At 71.8% G+C, this 13,672-nt stretch carries 14 protein-coding genes; 8 read left to right on the top strand and 6 right to left on the bottom strand.

Features of this window, described 5'->3' with window-relative positions; genetic code table 11:
- Positions 1-100: 100 nt before the first annotated feature.
- Positions 101-1,522: a purine-cytosine permease family protein gene (locus QIS99_RS15660; protein WP_282513953.1), complete on the bottom strand. Its 1,422-nt coding sequence runs from the start codon at positions 1,520-1,522 to the stop codon at positions 101-103.
- Between the two features lie 123 nt (positions 1,523-1,645).
- Here QIS99_RS15660 and QIS99_RS15655 point away from each other — a divergent pair, with 123 nt between their 5' ends.
- Positions 1,646-2,281: a TetR family transcriptional regulator C-terminal domain-containing protein gene (locus QIS99_RS15655; RefSeq protein WP_408909566.1), complete on the top strand. Its 636-nt coding sequence runs from the start codon at positions 1,646-1,648 to the stop codon at positions 2,279-2,281.
- A 54-nt stretch (positions 2,282-2,335) separates the two neighbouring features.
- Here QIS99_RS15655 and QIS99_RS15650 read toward each other — a convergent pair whose 3' ends face one another.
- From QIS99_RS15650 to QIS99_RS15640, 3 genes are read right to left on the bottom strand one after another with little or no spacing between them, the layout of a single operon-like run.
- Positions 2,336-3,028: a DUF899 family protein gene (locus tag QIS99_RS15650; protein ID WP_282513951.1), complete on the bottom strand. Its 693-nt coding sequence runs from the start codon at positions 3,026-3,028 to the stop codon at positions 2,336-2,338.
- Complete coding sequence (locus QIS99_RS15645; RefSeq protein ID WP_282513950.1) at positions 3,025-3,747, bottom strand: S1 RNA-binding domain-containing protein; 723 nt, start codon at positions 3,745-3,747, stop codon at positions 3,025-3,027. The genes QIS99_RS15650 and QIS99_RS15645 overlap by 4 nt, the downstream gene beginning before the upstream one ends.
- Before the next feature lie 51 nt (positions 3,748-3,798).
- Positions 3,799-4,137 carry a hypothetical protein gene (locus QIS99_RS15640; protein ID WP_282513949.1) on the bottom strand — a complete coding sequence of 113 codons (339 nt, stop codon included), beginning with the start codon at positions 4,135-4,137 and terminating at the stop codon, positions 3,799-3,801.
- Between the two features lie 255 nt (positions 4,138-4,392).
- Between QIS99_RS15640 and QIS99_RS15635 the strand changes: the two genes are divergently transcribed.
- The 4 genes from QIS99_RS15635 to helR all read left to right on the top strand — a co-directional run bounded on the left by QIS99_RS15635 (position 4,393) and on the right by helR (position 9,348).
- A complete protein-coding gene (locus QIS99_RS15635) occupies positions 4,393-4,983 on the top strand; it encodes a TetR/AcrR family transcriptional regulator (protein ID WP_282513948.1) in 591 nt (196 codons plus the stop codon).
- A 30-nt stretch (positions 4,984-5,013) separates the two neighbouring features.
- The gene (locus QIS99_RS15630; RefSeq protein ID WP_282513947.1) at positions 5,014-5,235 is read left to right on the top strand and encodes a hypothetical protein; all 222 of its coding nucleotides are present in this window, start codon (positions 5,014-5,016) and stop codon (positions 5,233-5,235) included.
- A 184-nt stretch (positions 5,236-5,419) separates the two neighbouring features.
- Entirely contained in the window at positions 5,420-6,784 is a 1,365-nt protein-coding gene (locus QIS99_RS15625; RefSeq protein WP_282513946.1) for an FAD-dependent oxidoreductase, read from the top strand.
- 416 nt (positions 6,785-7,200) lie between these two features.
- Positions 7,201-9,348: an RNA polymerase recycling motor ATPase HelR gene (gene helR, locus QIS99_RS15620; protein ID WP_282513944.1), complete on the top strand. Its 2,148-nt coding sequence runs from the start codon at positions 7,201-7,203 to the stop codon at positions 9,346-9,348.
- Here helR and QIS99_RS15615 read toward each other — a convergent pair.
- Both QIS99_RS15615 and QIS99_RS15610 read right to left on the bottom strand, forming a co-directional pair.
- Positions 9,345-9,512, bottom strand: a complete 168-nt coding sequence (locus QIS99_RS15615; RefSeq protein ID WP_282513943.1) for a hypothetical protein — start codon at positions 9,510-9,512, stop codon at positions 9,345-9,347. The two genes, helR and QIS99_RS15615, sit on opposite strands and share 4 nt — an antisense overlap.
- A gap of 88 nt (positions 9,513-9,600) precedes the next feature.
- Complete coding sequence (locus tag QIS99_RS15610) at positions 9,601-10,425, bottom strand: metalloregulator ArsR/SmtB family transcription factor (protein WP_282513942.1); 825 nt, start codon at positions 10,423-10,425, stop codon at positions 9,601-9,603.
- 288 nt (positions 10,426-10,713) lie between these two features.
- Between QIS99_RS15610 and QIS99_RS15605 the strand changes: the two genes are divergently transcribed.
- The 3 genes from QIS99_RS15605 (at position 10,714) to QIS99_RS15595 (ending at position 13,655) form a co-directional block, all read left to right on the top strand.
- Entirely contained in the window at positions 10,714-11,730 is a 1,017-nt protein-coding gene (locus QIS99_RS15605) for a mechanosensitive ion channel family protein (RefSeq protein ID WP_282513941.1), read from the top strand.
- A 115-nt stretch (positions 11,731-11,845) separates the two neighbouring features.
- Positions 11,846-12,358 (top strand): hypothetical protein, encoded by a 513-nt coding sequence (locus QIS99_RS15600; protein WP_282513940.1) that lies wholly within the window; start codon positions 11,846-11,848, stop codon positions 12,356-12,358.
- Between the two features lie 163 nt (positions 12,359-12,521).
- A complete protein-coding gene (locus tag QIS99_RS15595; RefSeq protein WP_282513939.1) occupies positions 12,522-13,655 on the top strand; it encodes a substrate-binding domain-containing protein in 1,134 nt (377 codons plus the stop codon).
- Positions 13,656-13,672 lie beyond the last annotated feature (17 nt).

Genomic DNA, 13,672 nt, shown 5'->3' with positions numbered 1-13,672 from the left:
AGTGTGGGGTGTTGAAGGTGGTACGTGGGGTGCTGAAGGTGGTGCGTGGGGTGTTGCTGCGGTACTGAAGGTGGTGTGTGACCGGTGAAGGCGGGCTCTTTCAGTCCGTCGCCGGGGTGACCGTACGTGCGGCGAGGGCCCAGTGGACGAGGGCGGCCACGAGGGACGAGGCGAGGCTCAGGTCGGCGCCGCCGAGAGGGGCGACCAGGGGGCCGGTCCACAGCTCCGAGTCGCAGGTCAGCGCGGCGAACACGATGCCGGTGAGGAGGGCGGCGACGCCGGCCGGGTGGTAGCCGCCGCGGTACCAGTACGCGCCCGCGGCTCCGGAGTGCAGCGCGGCGGTGTCGTACCGGCAGCGGCGCAGCAGCATGTCGGCGAGGAAGACGCCGCCCCAGGGCGCGAACACGATCACGAGGAGGGACAGGAAGGACAGCAGGGCGGTGGTGAAGTCGGTGAGGAAGAGCGCGTAGAGGCAGCCCGCCGCGGTGACGGCCGCGCTGATGACGATGGTCTTCGCGCGGCTCCAGGGGATGCCGAGGACCTGCAGGTTCAGGCTCGACGAGTACAGCGTGATGATCGAGTTGGTGACGCAGCCGCCAAGGACCAGGGCGAGGAACAGCGGCTTGAACCAGCCGGGCAGCAGGCTCTCCGTACCGGCCACGGCGTCGGTGAGGTCGGCCTGGGTGGCGGCCGCCGCGCCGGCCGCGCCGAGCGCCACGGACGAGGTGAAGCCGCCGAGCGCACCGGCCCAGGTGAGCGAGCGCAGCGAGGTGCGGGCGGGCAGGTAGCGGGTGTAGTCGGCGGGCATCGGCAGGTACGAGAAGGGCCCGGCGAGCGCGACGACGAAGGCGAGGCTCCACCCGGCGGCGCCGGGCGCGGGCCCGCTCGCCGCGGTGTCCGTGCCGGGAAGCAGCAGGACGAGGAGCGTGGCGAAGCCGGCGGCGAGGACGTACGCCATCCAGCGCTCGGCGAACTGCACGGTGGCGTGGCCCCAGAGCGCGACGGCGAAGGTCAGCGCCATGGTCACGGCCAGGGCGAAGGCGCGGGCCGGGGCACCGGTCCAGCCGAGGTGGGCGCAGAACGCTTCGAGGGCGAGGGCGCCGACCACGGTGTTGACGACGGTGTAGCCGATCGAGACGACCCAGTTCAGCAGTCCCGCGGGCCAGTTGCCGCGGACGCCGAACGCGGCGCGGGAGATGACGAGGGTGGCGGTGCCGGTGCGGACGCCGCTGTAGCCCGCCGCGCTGATGACGAAGAAGGCGAGGCCGCCGACGGCGATCACGGCGACGGCCTGCCAGAAGGTGAGCCCGAAGGCGACGGCGAGGGCGCCGTTGATCACGTACGTGAAGGTGAGGTTGGAGCCGAACCAGAGCCAGAACAGGTCCTTGGCGCTGCCGTGGCGCTCGGCCTCGGGGATCGGCTCGATGCCGTGTGTCTCGATCCGGAACACCTGGTCGGCATGGGCCTGCTGGGTTTCCGGTCCGGTGTCCGGTTCTCGCTGGGTCGTCGGCGGCTGTGTCATCGGCTGGCCCTCTCCAGGCTCCTTGAACGTCGTTCAAATTTTTGGAACGTCATTCAAGATGAGGGGTGGAAGGGCCGCGGTCAAGACCTGGAGCTGCACGGATAAGGTCGGGAGGCAGCAGCCATGTGGTGCACGTACGGGAGGAAGGACGCCGCGGTGACGGTGCGAGCGCGGGAGCGCGACGGGCGGCCCTCGCCGGAGCGGATCCTGGCGGAGGTCATGGCCGCCGTGGCCGAACACGGCCTGGCGGAGCTGACGATGGCCTCGCTCGGCCGCCGCCTGGGCATGAGCGGCGGCCATATCCTGTACTACTTCGGCAGCAAGGACCGGATCTTCCTGGAGGCGTTGCGCTGGAGCGAGGGGCGGCTCGCGGAGGAGCGGCGCGCGCTGCTGGCCCGCCCGATCCCCGCCGACCGCAAGCTCGACCGGTTTCTGGCCCTGTATCTGCCGCTCGGGCCGCGCGATCCGCGCTGGGTGCTGTGGGTCGAGCTGTGGGCGCGGACCCCGGCGGACGAGGCGCTGCGCGAGCCGCAGGACGAGCTCGACGCGGGCTGGCAGGACGACCTGGCGGCGCTGCTCGACCGCGGCGTCCGGCAGCGCCGCTTCGCCCCGCACGACACGGCGGCAGCGGCTGCCCAACTCCTGGCGCTGCTCGACGGGTTGAGCACACGCGTGGTACTCGGCCTGCGCGGCGCGGACCGCGAGGGCGCGCTCGCACATGCGCGGGAGGCGGCGCGGTCACTCGTGCCGCGGGTGTGACGCCTTCGGCGTCGGCTCACGCACTCGGTGTCGGCTCACGCCCTCGGTGTCGGCTCAGGCACCGGCGCCGGGGCCGTACCAGGCGGCGAACTGCTGGGAGCTGGGCCAGCGGCTGGACGTCGGCGACTGCGGCCAGCCGTCCGGGACGTCCTGCCACTCCTCCTGACGCCCGTACGGCAACGTGTCGACCAGGGCGAAGGTGTGGCTGAGCTGCTCGACGCCGCGGCCGTCGGTGTGCCAGGTGCGGTAGACGGTGTCGCCGTCGCGCAGGAAGACGTTGAGGGCGAAGCCGGCGCCGGGAGGTGCGCCCACGTCGGCACCGAAGGAGCTGTTCGCGGTCGAGTACCAGGTCATCTGGTTGCCGACGCGACGCTTGTACGCGAGGGCGTCCTCGATCGGGCCCTGGGTGACGATCACGAAACCGGCGTCGTAAGGTTCGAGGAATTCCTGCCGGGTGAACTGGGCGGTGAAGCCGGTGCACCCCGGGCACTGCCACTCCTCGCCTTCGAACCACATGTGGCTGTAGACGATCAGCTGGGACTTGTCCCCGAAGATGTCGACCAGGCGGACGGGCCCGTCCTCGCCCTCCAGGGTGTAGTCGGGCATCTCGACCATCGGCATACGGCGCCGCTGCGCGGCGATCGCGTCGAGCTCCCGGGTCGCGGCCTTCTCCCGAATGCGCAGGTCGTCGAGGTGCCGCTGCCAGGTCTCGGCATCGACGACGTCGGGGAGTGCCTTGGCACTCATGGGTACCTCCAAGGGTCGCGCGGTACGGTTTCAAGGGGTAGACGGTGCGCGGGAGGGGAACTCATCGGTGCCGTGGTGAGGGGAGCGGGCGAGGAGCACCCTGCGGCGATGGCGGTCCACGGCGACGACGACCACCGGCATCTCGTCCCCGGGCCGGAGTGCCGCCGCGGAGCCGCGGTCTTCGTGGCCTTCGTGGCCTCCGCGGCCTCCGCGGCCTCCGCGGCCTCCGTGGCCTCCGTGGCCTCCGCGGCCTCCGTGGCCTCCGCGGCCTCCGTGGCCTTCGTTTGGGACCAGGCCGACGATCCCCCGTCGCCGATGTCGCCGATGTCGACGAAGACACCGAAGGGGACCACCTTGTCGACGGTCCCGAGCAGGGCACGCCCCTCTTCGGTGCGGTACGCGAAGGCCAGGAACGGGTCGGGCAGGAGTGCGCGGAGGGACAGCCTGGCCTCGGCGTTGTGGGTGTCGAACTGCAGGAACTCGCAGGTGACGCGCTGGCCGACCGCGACGACGTCGGTGACGGCGTCGATGTGACGCCAGGTCAGCTCGGGGACGGTGATGAAGCCGACGCCGGGGTACACAGGGTGCTCCGGGGCGCCGTCCAGGGCCACGAAGACCCCGATGCGCTCGATCGCGGCGACCGTGCCGGTCAGGATCTCGCCGCAGTACAGCGACTCCAGGTACGCCCAGAGGCGCGGGCTCTCAGACTGCCAGTCCATGCCCGGCACCCTGGCACAGGGCGGTGAGGTATGGGGCCCGGGAGGGAGGGCCTAGCTGTAGCGGGGGTGGATGTGGTCAAGGACCGCGCCCAGGGCGTCGTTGATGTCGTGCAGGTGGGCGGCGACCTCGGGGCGGCCGGGGAGGTGGGGGGTGGTCGACGCGTGGGCGGCCCAGTGTTCGACGATGCGGCCCATGAGCCCGCGGCGGTAGCGGGTGCGGATCATGTGGCCGACGGGCAGGCCGTACTCGTCGACGCCGTCCTGCCAGCACACCTGGATCACGGTCTGGTGGGGCGGGTCGGCGGGCGCGGGCTCCGGCGCCCGGAGGTAGAGGTGGCGGCTCTCCAGCCTGCGCAGGAGGCGTGGGGCGACGTCGTCGAGGTCACTCATGGTCGTCCTCCGCTGTCGGCGGAACAGGGTCGTCGTCGACGTATCAGCAACAGCAACCGCTCCCTGAAGTGTGCGTCGGCCGTGGCGGGAAGCCGTAGGCACGGCGCGACAACTGGCCAGTTCGGACCCGGCAGTTGACCGGATCCCGCTCCACGTGTCTGTTCCTGCACAAACCTCTCCGGAAAGGGTCCTCTAGGCTTCGGCTGCGCCGTACACCACCGTCACTCCGCACCGACCCCCGAGGACGCCCCGCAGATGAGTCCGAAGCAGAAGCGCGGCGAAGCAACCGTCGAGCAGGTCCTTGACGCCGCGCTGCGGATCTACGCCGCCTCCGGCGAGGGCGGCCTCACCGTGGAGGCGGTGACCCGTACCAGCGGCGTCAGTTCGGGGAGCGTCTACCACCACTTCGGCAGCATGCACGGCGTGGTCCTCGCGCTCGCCCAGCGCTGGCTCGGGCAGCTCCTCGGCGAGCTGGTCACCGCGCTGACGCAGGCGCCGGGTCCGCGGGCCGCCGTCGACGGGATCGTGCGCGCCTACCTCGCGTTCGTCCGCCGCAACCCGGACGCGGCGCGGCTGCTGCACTCGGCCACCGCCGACCAGAACGTGATGGCGGACATCGAGTCCGTCCGCGACTCCCAGGAGGCCCGCCTCTCGCCGGTCGCCGAGTGGATCGACGCCCGTGTGGCAGCCGGTGAACTCGCCGCGCTGCCCGCCCCGTTGATCGAGGCGCTGATCCTGGGGCCGGTGGTGGCGGTCGCCCGCCGCTGGCTGACGCTCGGGGACGTGGATCTGGACGTGGCCACGGAGTCCCTGCCCGAGCGGATCTGGCAGTCGGTCAGCCCCTGACAGCACAACTGTCGTGGGGGCCGTTTCGTCGTGTGGGGGCCGTTTCGTCGTACCGGATGTGATCGAGACGCCGACGGCGGCCCGCACGCCCTCGCCTTCGACGTGCTGCTGTCGTTGCTCGCCGGCCGCACGGAGTACGAGTGGGACGACCTCGACGGGAGCGGTGCGGACCCCGATGAGGTCCGCTCCAGATGGCGCTGCCCGCGGAACGTGGCGGGCTTCGCCGAGTGGGCCGGGGGCGGCGTGCGGTGAGGACCGCCGGCGGAGGGGCCTGCTCAAGGGGCTAGGGTGGACACCTCGGAGCCCAAAGCCATGCTTGGCGAACCCATAACCCTGCCTTATGACCTCATAAACAGGACCCGCCTACCGACTTAGGCTTGCCTTACTTTAGGCTTTCCCCTTGAGTACCCAGCCGTCACTCGAAGGGAACCTGAACATGCCGCGCCCTCTGCGGGTCGCCATTGTCGGAGCCGGCCCCGCCGGCATCTACGCCGCCGACGCTCTGCTGAAGTCCGCGGCGGCTGCCGAACCGGGGGTGTCCATCGACCTCTTCGAGCGCATGCCGGCCCCCTTCGGCCTGATCCGCTACGGCGTCGCCCCCGACCACCCCCGGATCAAGGGCATCGTCACCGCCCTGCACCAGGTCCTGGACAAGCCGCAGGTCCGCCTCTTCGGCAACGTCGAGTACGGCACCGACATCCACCTCGACGACCTGCGCGCCTTCTACGACGCGGTGGTCTTCTCCACCGGCGCCATGGCCGACCGCGAGCTCCGCATCCCCGGCGTGGAACTCGACGGCTCCCTCGGCGCCGCGGACTTCGCCTCCTGGTACGACGGCCACCCGGACGTGCCGCGCGACTGGGACCTGTCGGCCGAGAAGGTCGCCGTCCTCGGCGTCGGCAACGTGGCCCTCGACATCGCGCGCATCCTCGCCAAGACCGCCGAGGAGCTGCTGCCGACCGAGATACCGCCGAACGTCCACGAGGGCCTGAAGGCCAACCGCGCCAAGGAAATCCACGTCTTCGGCCGCCGCGGCCCGGCGCAGGCCAAGTTCTCCCCGATGGAGCTGCGCGAGCTGGACCACTCGCCGAACATCGAGGTCATCGTCAACCCCGAGGACATCGACTACGACGAGGGCTCGATCGCCGAGCGGCGCAAGAACAAGCAGACCGACATGGTCGCGAAGACCCTGGAGAACTGGGCGATCCGCGACGTCGGCGACCGCCCGCACAAAATGTTCCTGCACTTCTTCGAGTCGCCGCAGGAGATCCTCGGCGAGGACGGCAAGGTCGTCGGCCTGCGCACCGAGCGCACCGAGCTGGACGGCACCGGCAACGTCAAGGGCACGGGGCAGACGACCGACTGGGACGTCAGCGCCGTCTACCGCGCCGTGGGGTACCTCTCCGACGAGCTGCCCAAGCTGCCCTGGGACGTCGCGTCCGGCACCGTCCCTGACGCGGGCGGCCGCGTGATCGAGGAGGGCGGCGCGCACCTGTCGTCCACGTACGTCACCGGCTGGATCCGGCGCGGTCCGGTCGGCCTCATCGGCCATACGAAGGGCGACGCCAACGAGACCGTCGCCAACCTCCTGGAGGACCACGCCGAGGGCCGACTGCAGACCCCGTCGGCCCCCGCCCCCGAGGCCGTCGAGGCGTTCCTCGGTGAGCGCGGCGTGCGCTTCACCACGTGGGAGGGCTGGTACCGGCTCGACGCCGCGGAGAAGGCGCTCGGCGAGCCGCAGGGCCGTGAGCGCGTGAAGATCGTGGAGCGCGAGGAGATGCTCGACGCGAGCGGCGCCTGATCCGTACGTACGCGGGTGAGTCGAGCGGTGTGCCCCGGTCCCGGAGTCTTCCGGACCGGGGCACACCCGTTCTCGCGATCGGTGCGTACGGTCGGTCGGCAGACCGGTCTCGGCGCCAGGGCTTGGGCCTGGCGCCGAGACCGGCCCGGGCAGGACGGTGAACTCCACGTTCGGGCCGTGACCGGGCCGTAACGGGGGGCTGCGGTGGAAGGGGTCCGGTCGAGGCCGGTGGGGGCGAGGCCGGTGGGGGCAAGGGGGCATACCCACTCCTTGCCACTCTCAACGTATAGCGCAGTGGGGGCCTTGCGGCAAGGCCCCCACGATGGCTCAGAATCGCTCCCCTGATGCCACCACCGACGCCGTCACCCCACGCCACCGCCGACGCCACCACCTGCGGATACCGGAGTTCACCGACCATGGCCGCACTGACCACCACCAGCGTTTTCGACCTGCCGGGGAACCTGTCCGCCAAGGCCGCCCCGGCGCTGATCGCCGCCGACGAGCAGCACTTCGCGGCCGTGTCGGAGAGCCTCGAACGGTCGGTCGCCGAGCTGTCCGAGCAGCTCGACGCCCACCTCACGTCCCCCGGCGGCGTCGGCCGGGCGGCCATGGAGCGGGACGTGCAGGTGCGCCGGCTGACCGGCCGGCTGCGCACGCTGCGGCGGTTCGGCCTGGACCTGTGCCTGGGCCGCATCGTCACCGCCGACGGCGCGGAGCCCGTCTACATCGGGCGGCTCGGCCTCACCGACCCCTCGGGGCGCCGACTGCTCGTCGACTGGCGCTCCCCCGCCGCCGAGCCGTTCTTCGCGGCGACCCACGCCGAACCGATGGGCCTGGCCAGCCGCCGCCGTTACCGCTGGTCGGGCGGGCGGATCGGGGACTACTGGGACGAGGTGTTCACCGCCGAGGGCCTTCAGGGGCATGCGGCGCTCGACGACCAGTCGGCGTTCCTCGCGAGCCTCGGCGGCAGCCGGTCGAGCCGGATGCGGGACGTGCTCGGCACCCTCCAGTCCGACCAGGACGCGGTCATCCGGGCCGGTTCGCGAGGTGCGCTCGTCGTGGACGGCGGGCCCGGCACCGGCAAGACCGTGGTCGCCCTGCACCGCACGGCGCACCTGCTCTACTCCGACCCGCGCCTCGGGCACCGCAAGGGCGGCGTGCTGTTCGTCGGTCCGCACCAGCCGTACCTCGCGTACGTCGCGGACGTACTGCCCAGCCTCGGTGAGGAGGGGGTGCGGACGTGCACGGTGCGGGATCTCGTCGCGGAGGGTGCGGGCGCGCCGGAGGAGAGCGATCCGGAGGTGGCGCGCCTGAAGTCGTCCGCGCAGTTGGTGCGGGCGATCGAGACGGCCGTCCGGTTCTACGAGGACCCGCCGACGGAGCCGATGACCGTCACGACGCCCTGGTCCGACGTACGCCTCACGGCAGACGACTGGGCCGAGGCGTTCCGCGCGCCCGGTCCCGGCACGCCGCACAACGAGGCGCGGGACGTGATCTGGGACGAGCTGGTGACGCTGCTGCTCGACCAGCAGGACGAGGGTGTTCCGCCCGAGCAGTTCCGTCGTGTGCTGCGGCAGGACCGGGAGCTGGTGCAGGCCCTGAACCGTGCGTGGCCACTGCTCGAACCCGCCGATCTGGTGGGCGACTTGTGGTCGGTGCCCGCGTATCTGCGGCTGTGTGCGCCGTGGCTTGAGCGGACGGACGTACGCAGGCTGCAGCGGGCCGCGCCGCAGGCGTGGACGGTGTCGGACCTGCCGTTGCTTGACGCGGCGCGGCAGCGGCTCGGCGATCCGCAGGCGTCGCGGCTCAGGCGCCGGCACGAGGCCGCGGTGGCCGCCGAGCGGGAGCGGATGGCGGGGGTCATCGAGAACGTGGTCGCGGCCGACGCGGACGGCGAGGGCGCGGTGACGATGCTGCGCGGCCGGGATCTGCAGGACAGTCTGATCGACGAGAGCGCGCTGCCCGGCGCCGAACCGGACCTACTGGCCGGGCCGTTCGCTCATGTCGTCGTGGACGAGGCGCAGGAGTTGACCGACGCGGAGTGGCAGATGCTGCTGCTTCGCTGCCCGTCGCGGAGCTTCACGATCGTCGGGGACCGGGCGCAGGCCAGGCACGGCTTCATGGAGTCGTGGCAGGAGCGGCTTGAGCGGGTCGGCCTCGACCGGGTCGAGGTGGCGTCGCTGAGCGTCAACTACCGCACGCCGCAGGAGGTGATGGCGGTGGCGGAGCCGGCCATCCGGGAGGCGCTGCCGGACGCGAACGTGCCGACGTCGGTCCGCGGCAGCGGCGTTCCCGTCACGTACGGGGCGGTCGCCGAGCTCGGCTCGGTCCTGGATGCGTGGCTGGCCGAGCACGCGGAGGGGGTGGCGTGCGTGATCGGCGCCCCCGGTTTCGCGGAGCGGCCGCGGGTCCGGTCGCTGACGCCGGGGCTGTCGAAGGGGCTGGAGTTCGACCTGGTGGTGCTGGTGGATCCGGAGTCGTTCGGTACGGGCATCGAGGGTGCGGTGGACCGCTATGTGGCGATGACGCGGGCCACGCAGCGGCTGGTGGTCCTCAGGAGCTAGGAGCCGCCGGGGCCCGCCGTCCCGACGGCCAGGGCGCGGGCCAGCGCACCGGTCAACTCCGGTGCGAGTTCGGGGAGTTGGGCGGTGCACCAGGCCGCGGCGAGACCGTGGAAGGCGAGCAGGTCGTGTTCGGCGGCCGCGCGGAGGCGACGGAGCCGGGTCACCGGGAGGCCGATGCGAGGGTTGTCGTCGCGCTCGGTGTCGACGGTCAGCCGGACGGTGTCGCCGAGGCTAGGGGGCAGCTGGAGACAGCTAGGGGGTGTCCGTGGCGAGGATCGCGGCCAGCTTGTCGAGGCTCTGGCCGAAGCCGAGTTCGATGCCCGCGACGAAGTCGGAGTCGACCGTGCTGTCGGTGATGCGGTAGCGCACGTTCAGGTCGGTTCCGGCCCCGGCCCCGGTGGGCCTGAGGGCGTGTTCGACGTGGGCGGTGAAGGCGACGGAGCCGTCGGGCAGGCGCGGGGAGAGCCGGTAGGCGAGGCGCTCGCCGGGGCGGACCTCCTCGACGACGCCCGCTCCGCGCCCGGCGACCAGGTCGGTGCCGTCCGCGTCCCCGGCGTCCCGGTACTCCAGGACGACCCGGCCGCCCGGCCTCGCCTCGAAGACCAGCTCGGACACCCTCAGGTCGTCCGGCGCCCACCAGCGGCGGAGCAGGTCTGGCTCGGTGAGGTGGCGCCAGACCCGTCCGGGGCTCCCGGCCAGCGGGCGGTGGAAGTCGAAGGTACGGCCGTCCGCCCAGCCCTGCCGGTCCGCCGCGGCGCGTTCCACGTCGAGGGTGCGCCCGTGGCGCTCGTACGTCTCGTGTGCACCGCCGCCCTGGTCCACGCCGTCGGCGAGCCGGGTCAGGGCTTCGGCGAGTTCGGTCAGCGGCGCGGAGCGGAGGGTGTAGATGCGGCGCTGGCCGGTGCGCTGCGCGGTGACGAGGCCGGCCCGCTCCAGGGTCTGGAGGTGCTTGGTGGTCTGGGGTTGCCGCGCCTCGGCGAGCTGGGCGAGGACCCCGACGGAACGGGGCCGCTCGGCGAGCAGGCCCACGAGCCGCCAGCGGACGGGGTCGGCCAGGGCGGAGAGGAGTGCGTCCATGGGCACGAGTATTCACCTGCACGAATATTCCTGTCAAGGAATATCGCGCTCGGAGGGTTGACTCAAATCCCCACGGCCTGCGGGAGCCCGCCCGCCCCGCGTTCGCCCGGCCCGCCCCCATTCGCCCGGCCCGCCCCCGTGCATCTGGCCCGCCCCCGTTCGTCCGGTCCGTGATGCGTTCACGCGGCCCGTGCGCGCTCTCTACACTTTTTTGACCTCGACGGGAGCCCATAAATAGGTTCGGGCCCCTAGCTAGTACTGCAGCCACCGATCGAACGGAGTCCCCCCGTGCCATCCGTCGACGCGTCCGCGTCGTACCTCCTGAGCAGCAACGACAACCCGGCGATCGCCGCCCCGGATTGGCTGAAGGACAACCTCGGCACCCTGGTGGGCGTGCCGTTGCGCATCCTGCTGATCGTGCTGGGGGCGATGCTGGTCCGTGCGCTCGCCCGGCGAGCCATCACCCGCGTCGTGGAGCGGGTCCTGAACAACGGCGCCGGGCGGGGCGACGAGCCCCGCCGCTCCACCCGCGGCCCCGCGGTGCTGCAGCGGGACGCGTCCCGCGCGGACGAGCGCCGCGAGCAGCGGGCCCGCACGATCGGCTCGGTGCTGAGCAGCATCGTGACCATCGTCATCGCCGTGATGGGCCTGGCCATGGTCCTCGACCAGATCGGCATCGCCCTCGGCCCGCTGCTCGCCAGCGCCGGTGTGGTCGGTCTGGCGATCGGTTTCGGTGCGCAGAGCCTCGTCGCGGACTACCTGGCGGGCATGCTGATCATGGTCGAGGACCAGTACGGCGTGGGCGACTCGGTCGACCTGGGCGAGGCCGTCGGCGAGGTCGAGCACGTCGGCCTGCGCCTCACGCAGATCCGCGACCTCAACGGCGGCCTGTGGCACATCCGCAACGGCGAGATCATGCGGGTCCGCAACGACAGCCAGGAGTGGGCCCGCGCGGTCCTCGACGTGTCCGTGGCCTACGACTCCAACCTGGAGAAGGTCTTCGACGTCCTGGAGGAGACCGGCCTCGCCCTGCGGGAGGACAAGGAGTACGAGGGTGTCCTCCTTGAGGACCCGTCGGTCTGGGGTGTGCAGTCGCTGAGCCCGGACGGCGTCGTCGTACGCCTGGTCGTGAAGACCGCCCCGCTCAAGCAGTGGGGTGTCACGCGCGAGCTGCGCCGCCGCGCCAAGGAAGCCCTGGACGCGGCCGGCATCGAAATGCCGTTCCCGCAGCGCACGGTGTGGCTGCGGGGCGGCGAGAAGGCGGACTCCGAGGGCGAGCGCCCCTCGATCCCCGTCTCGCGCTGAACCTGCGCGACGCCCGGTCCCAGTCCCGGTCCAGGTCCCGGTCCCGGTCTTCCTGCCTCCGTACGAGGGCGGGGAGGCCGGGACCGCCGCGTTGCGCCTGCCTAGGATCGACGCCGTGACCACCGACCCCCGCCCCGTTCCCCGCCCCGATCCCCACGCGGACACCGACTCCGGCTCCCGCTCCGGCTCCGGTTCCGGCTCCGGCGACGCCCCGCCCGCGCCCCTCACCCGCGACGCGTTCCGGCGCCTCCGCCCGATCATCGAACCAAGGCCGCTGTCGCCGCTGCCCGGGCGGGTGTGGACGGAGGCCGAGTGGGAGCGGATCCGCCGCGGGCGTCACGCCTGGTCGATGGATGAGCGGTGGAATGCCTTCGCCGAGGGCAACACCCTGTTCCTGCACCGCAGTTGGACCGGGCGCGGCATCTACGAGGCGACCTTCGGGCCCGCCCCCGAGGGCGGGCTGCGGATCGTCGCCGCGGTGGTCGAGGGCGACCGGCAGCACTACAAGCCGCTGAGCGACGCGTACGACCTGCTGATGCTGGAATTCGTCCTCAGCGCGATCATCCTGGGCGAGCCGGCCACCGAACTCCGGGCGCGCTTGCGGGCGTCGGCACGACCGCAGCCGTAGCAGCGCCCGCACCGGCCCGCACCGGGGGCCGCGCTTTCACCCGGCGAAGGCTCGAACCCAGTTCGATTGCGTTGTGGCTTCACCTCTTGACTCGGGTGGAGTGACCGAGTTTGCTGCCCTCCATTCGGCCGCACCGTCGCGGTCGTGCCAGGGAGGCACCCACATGAACACGCGCATGCGATGCGCGGCCGCGACCTGCCTCGCATCCGTCCAGCTGGTCACGCTCACGGCCTGCGCCGGGCTGCTGCCCGGAGGCGAGAGCACCGGCACCCCGGACGTACGCAAGGGTGACGACGTGACGATCGGTCTGCTGCTCCCGGAGAACGACACGGTCCGCTACGAAAAGTTCGACCGGCCCATCATCGAGGAGCAGGTCGAGGAGCTCACCCACGGCAAGGGCCGGGTCGTGTACGCCAACGCCGGTCGGGACGCGAAGCGGCAGAGCGGCCAGATGCGCTCGATGGTCGCCGACCGGGTGGACACGATCGTCGTGGACCCGGTGGACGCCCACGCCATCGCGCCCGCCGTGCGGGCCGCCAAGAAGGCGGGCGTCCACGTCATCGCGTACGACCGCCTCGCGGAGGGGCCGATCGACGCGTACATCGGCTTCGACAACACCCTGGTCGGCGAGGTCCAGGGCAAGTCGATCCTGGACGCGCTCGGCGACGACGCGTCGAAGAAGAGCAAGATCGTGATGATCAACGGCTCGCCGACCGACCCGAACAGCGCACAGCTGAAGAAGGGTGCGCTGCGCCGGCTCGGGCTCACGGTGACGGTCGCCAAGTCGTACGACACCGCGGGGTGGAAGCCGGAGACCGCCAAGCGGCACATGGAGCAGGCGATCTCCGAGCTCGGCGCCGAGAACATCGATGCGGTCTACTCCGCCAACGACGGCATGGCCGGCGGCATCATCGAGGCCCTGAAGTCCTCCGGCCTCGGCACGCTGCCCCCGGTCACCGGCCAGGACGCCGAACTTGCCGCCGTACAGCGAATCCTGACGGGCGATCAGTACATGAGTGTGTACAAGCCCTATACGGAGGAGGCCGCGACGGCCGCCGAGATGGCGGTACGCCTCTCGCAGGGCCGCGACATCGAGTTCGAGGCGATGACCTCCGACCGCGTGGACAGCCCGACCCACCGGGACATCCGGGCGCACACGGTGGTGGTGGAGCCTCTGACCCGCAAGAACATCAAGAGCACCGTCGTCGAGGACGGCATCCTCCAGGTGTCGGACATCTGCACGCCGAAGTACGCGGCGGCGTGCGCGGAGGCCGGGTTGACGAAGAGCGGTTCCTGAGCCCGGCGCGCGACCTG

It is taken from the genome of Streptomyces solicavernae, assembly GCF_029968095.1.
GTDB lineage: Bacteria > Actinomycetota > Actinomycetes > Streptomycetales > Streptomycetaceae > Streptomyces > Streptomyces solicavernae.
This window is presented reverse-complemented; position numbering and strand designations above follow the sequence as displayed.

Bases quoted from the DNA above. Each gene is read 5' to 3' on its own strand.
- QIS99_RS15660 (WP_282513953.1), bottom strand. From the start codon at position 1,522: ATGACACAGCCGCCGACGACCCAGCGAGAACCGGACACCGGACCGGAA.
- QIS99_RS15655 (WP_408909566.1), top strand. From the start codon at position 1,646: ATGTGGTGCACGTACGGGAGGAAGGACGCCGCGGTGACGGTGCGAGCG.
- QIS99_RS15650 (WP_282513951.1), bottom strand. From the start codon at position 3,028: ATGAGTGCCAAGGCACTCCCCGACGTCGTCGATGCCGAGACCTGGCAG.
- QIS99_RS15645 (WP_282513950.1), bottom strand. From the start codon at position 3,747: ATGGACTGGCAGTCTGAGAGCCCGCGCCTCTGGGCGTACCTGGAGTCG.
- QIS99_RS15640 (WP_282513949.1), bottom strand. From the start codon at position 4,137: ATGAGTGACCTCGACGACGTCGCCCCACGCCTCCTGCGCAGGCTGGAG.
- QIS99_RS15635 (WP_282513948.1), top strand. From the start codon at position 4,393: ATGAGTCCGAAGCAGAAGCGCGGCGAAGCAACCGTCGAGCAGGTCCTT.
- QIS99_RS15625 (WP_282513946.1), top strand. From the start codon at position 5,420: ATGCCGCGCCCTCTGCGGGTCGCCATTGTCGGAGCCGGCCCCGCCGGC.
- helR (WP_282513944.1), top strand. From the start codon at position 7,201: ATGGCCGCACTGACCACCACCAGCGTTTTCGACCTGCCGGGGAACCTG.
- QIS99_RS15610 (WP_282513942.1), bottom strand. From the start codon at position 10,425: ATGGACGCACTCCTCTCCGCCCTGGCCGACCCCGTCCGCTGGCGGCTC.
- QIS99_RS15595 (WP_282513939.1), top strand. From the start codon at position 12,522: ATGAACACGCGCATGCGATGCGCGGCCGCGACCTGCCTCGCATCCGTC.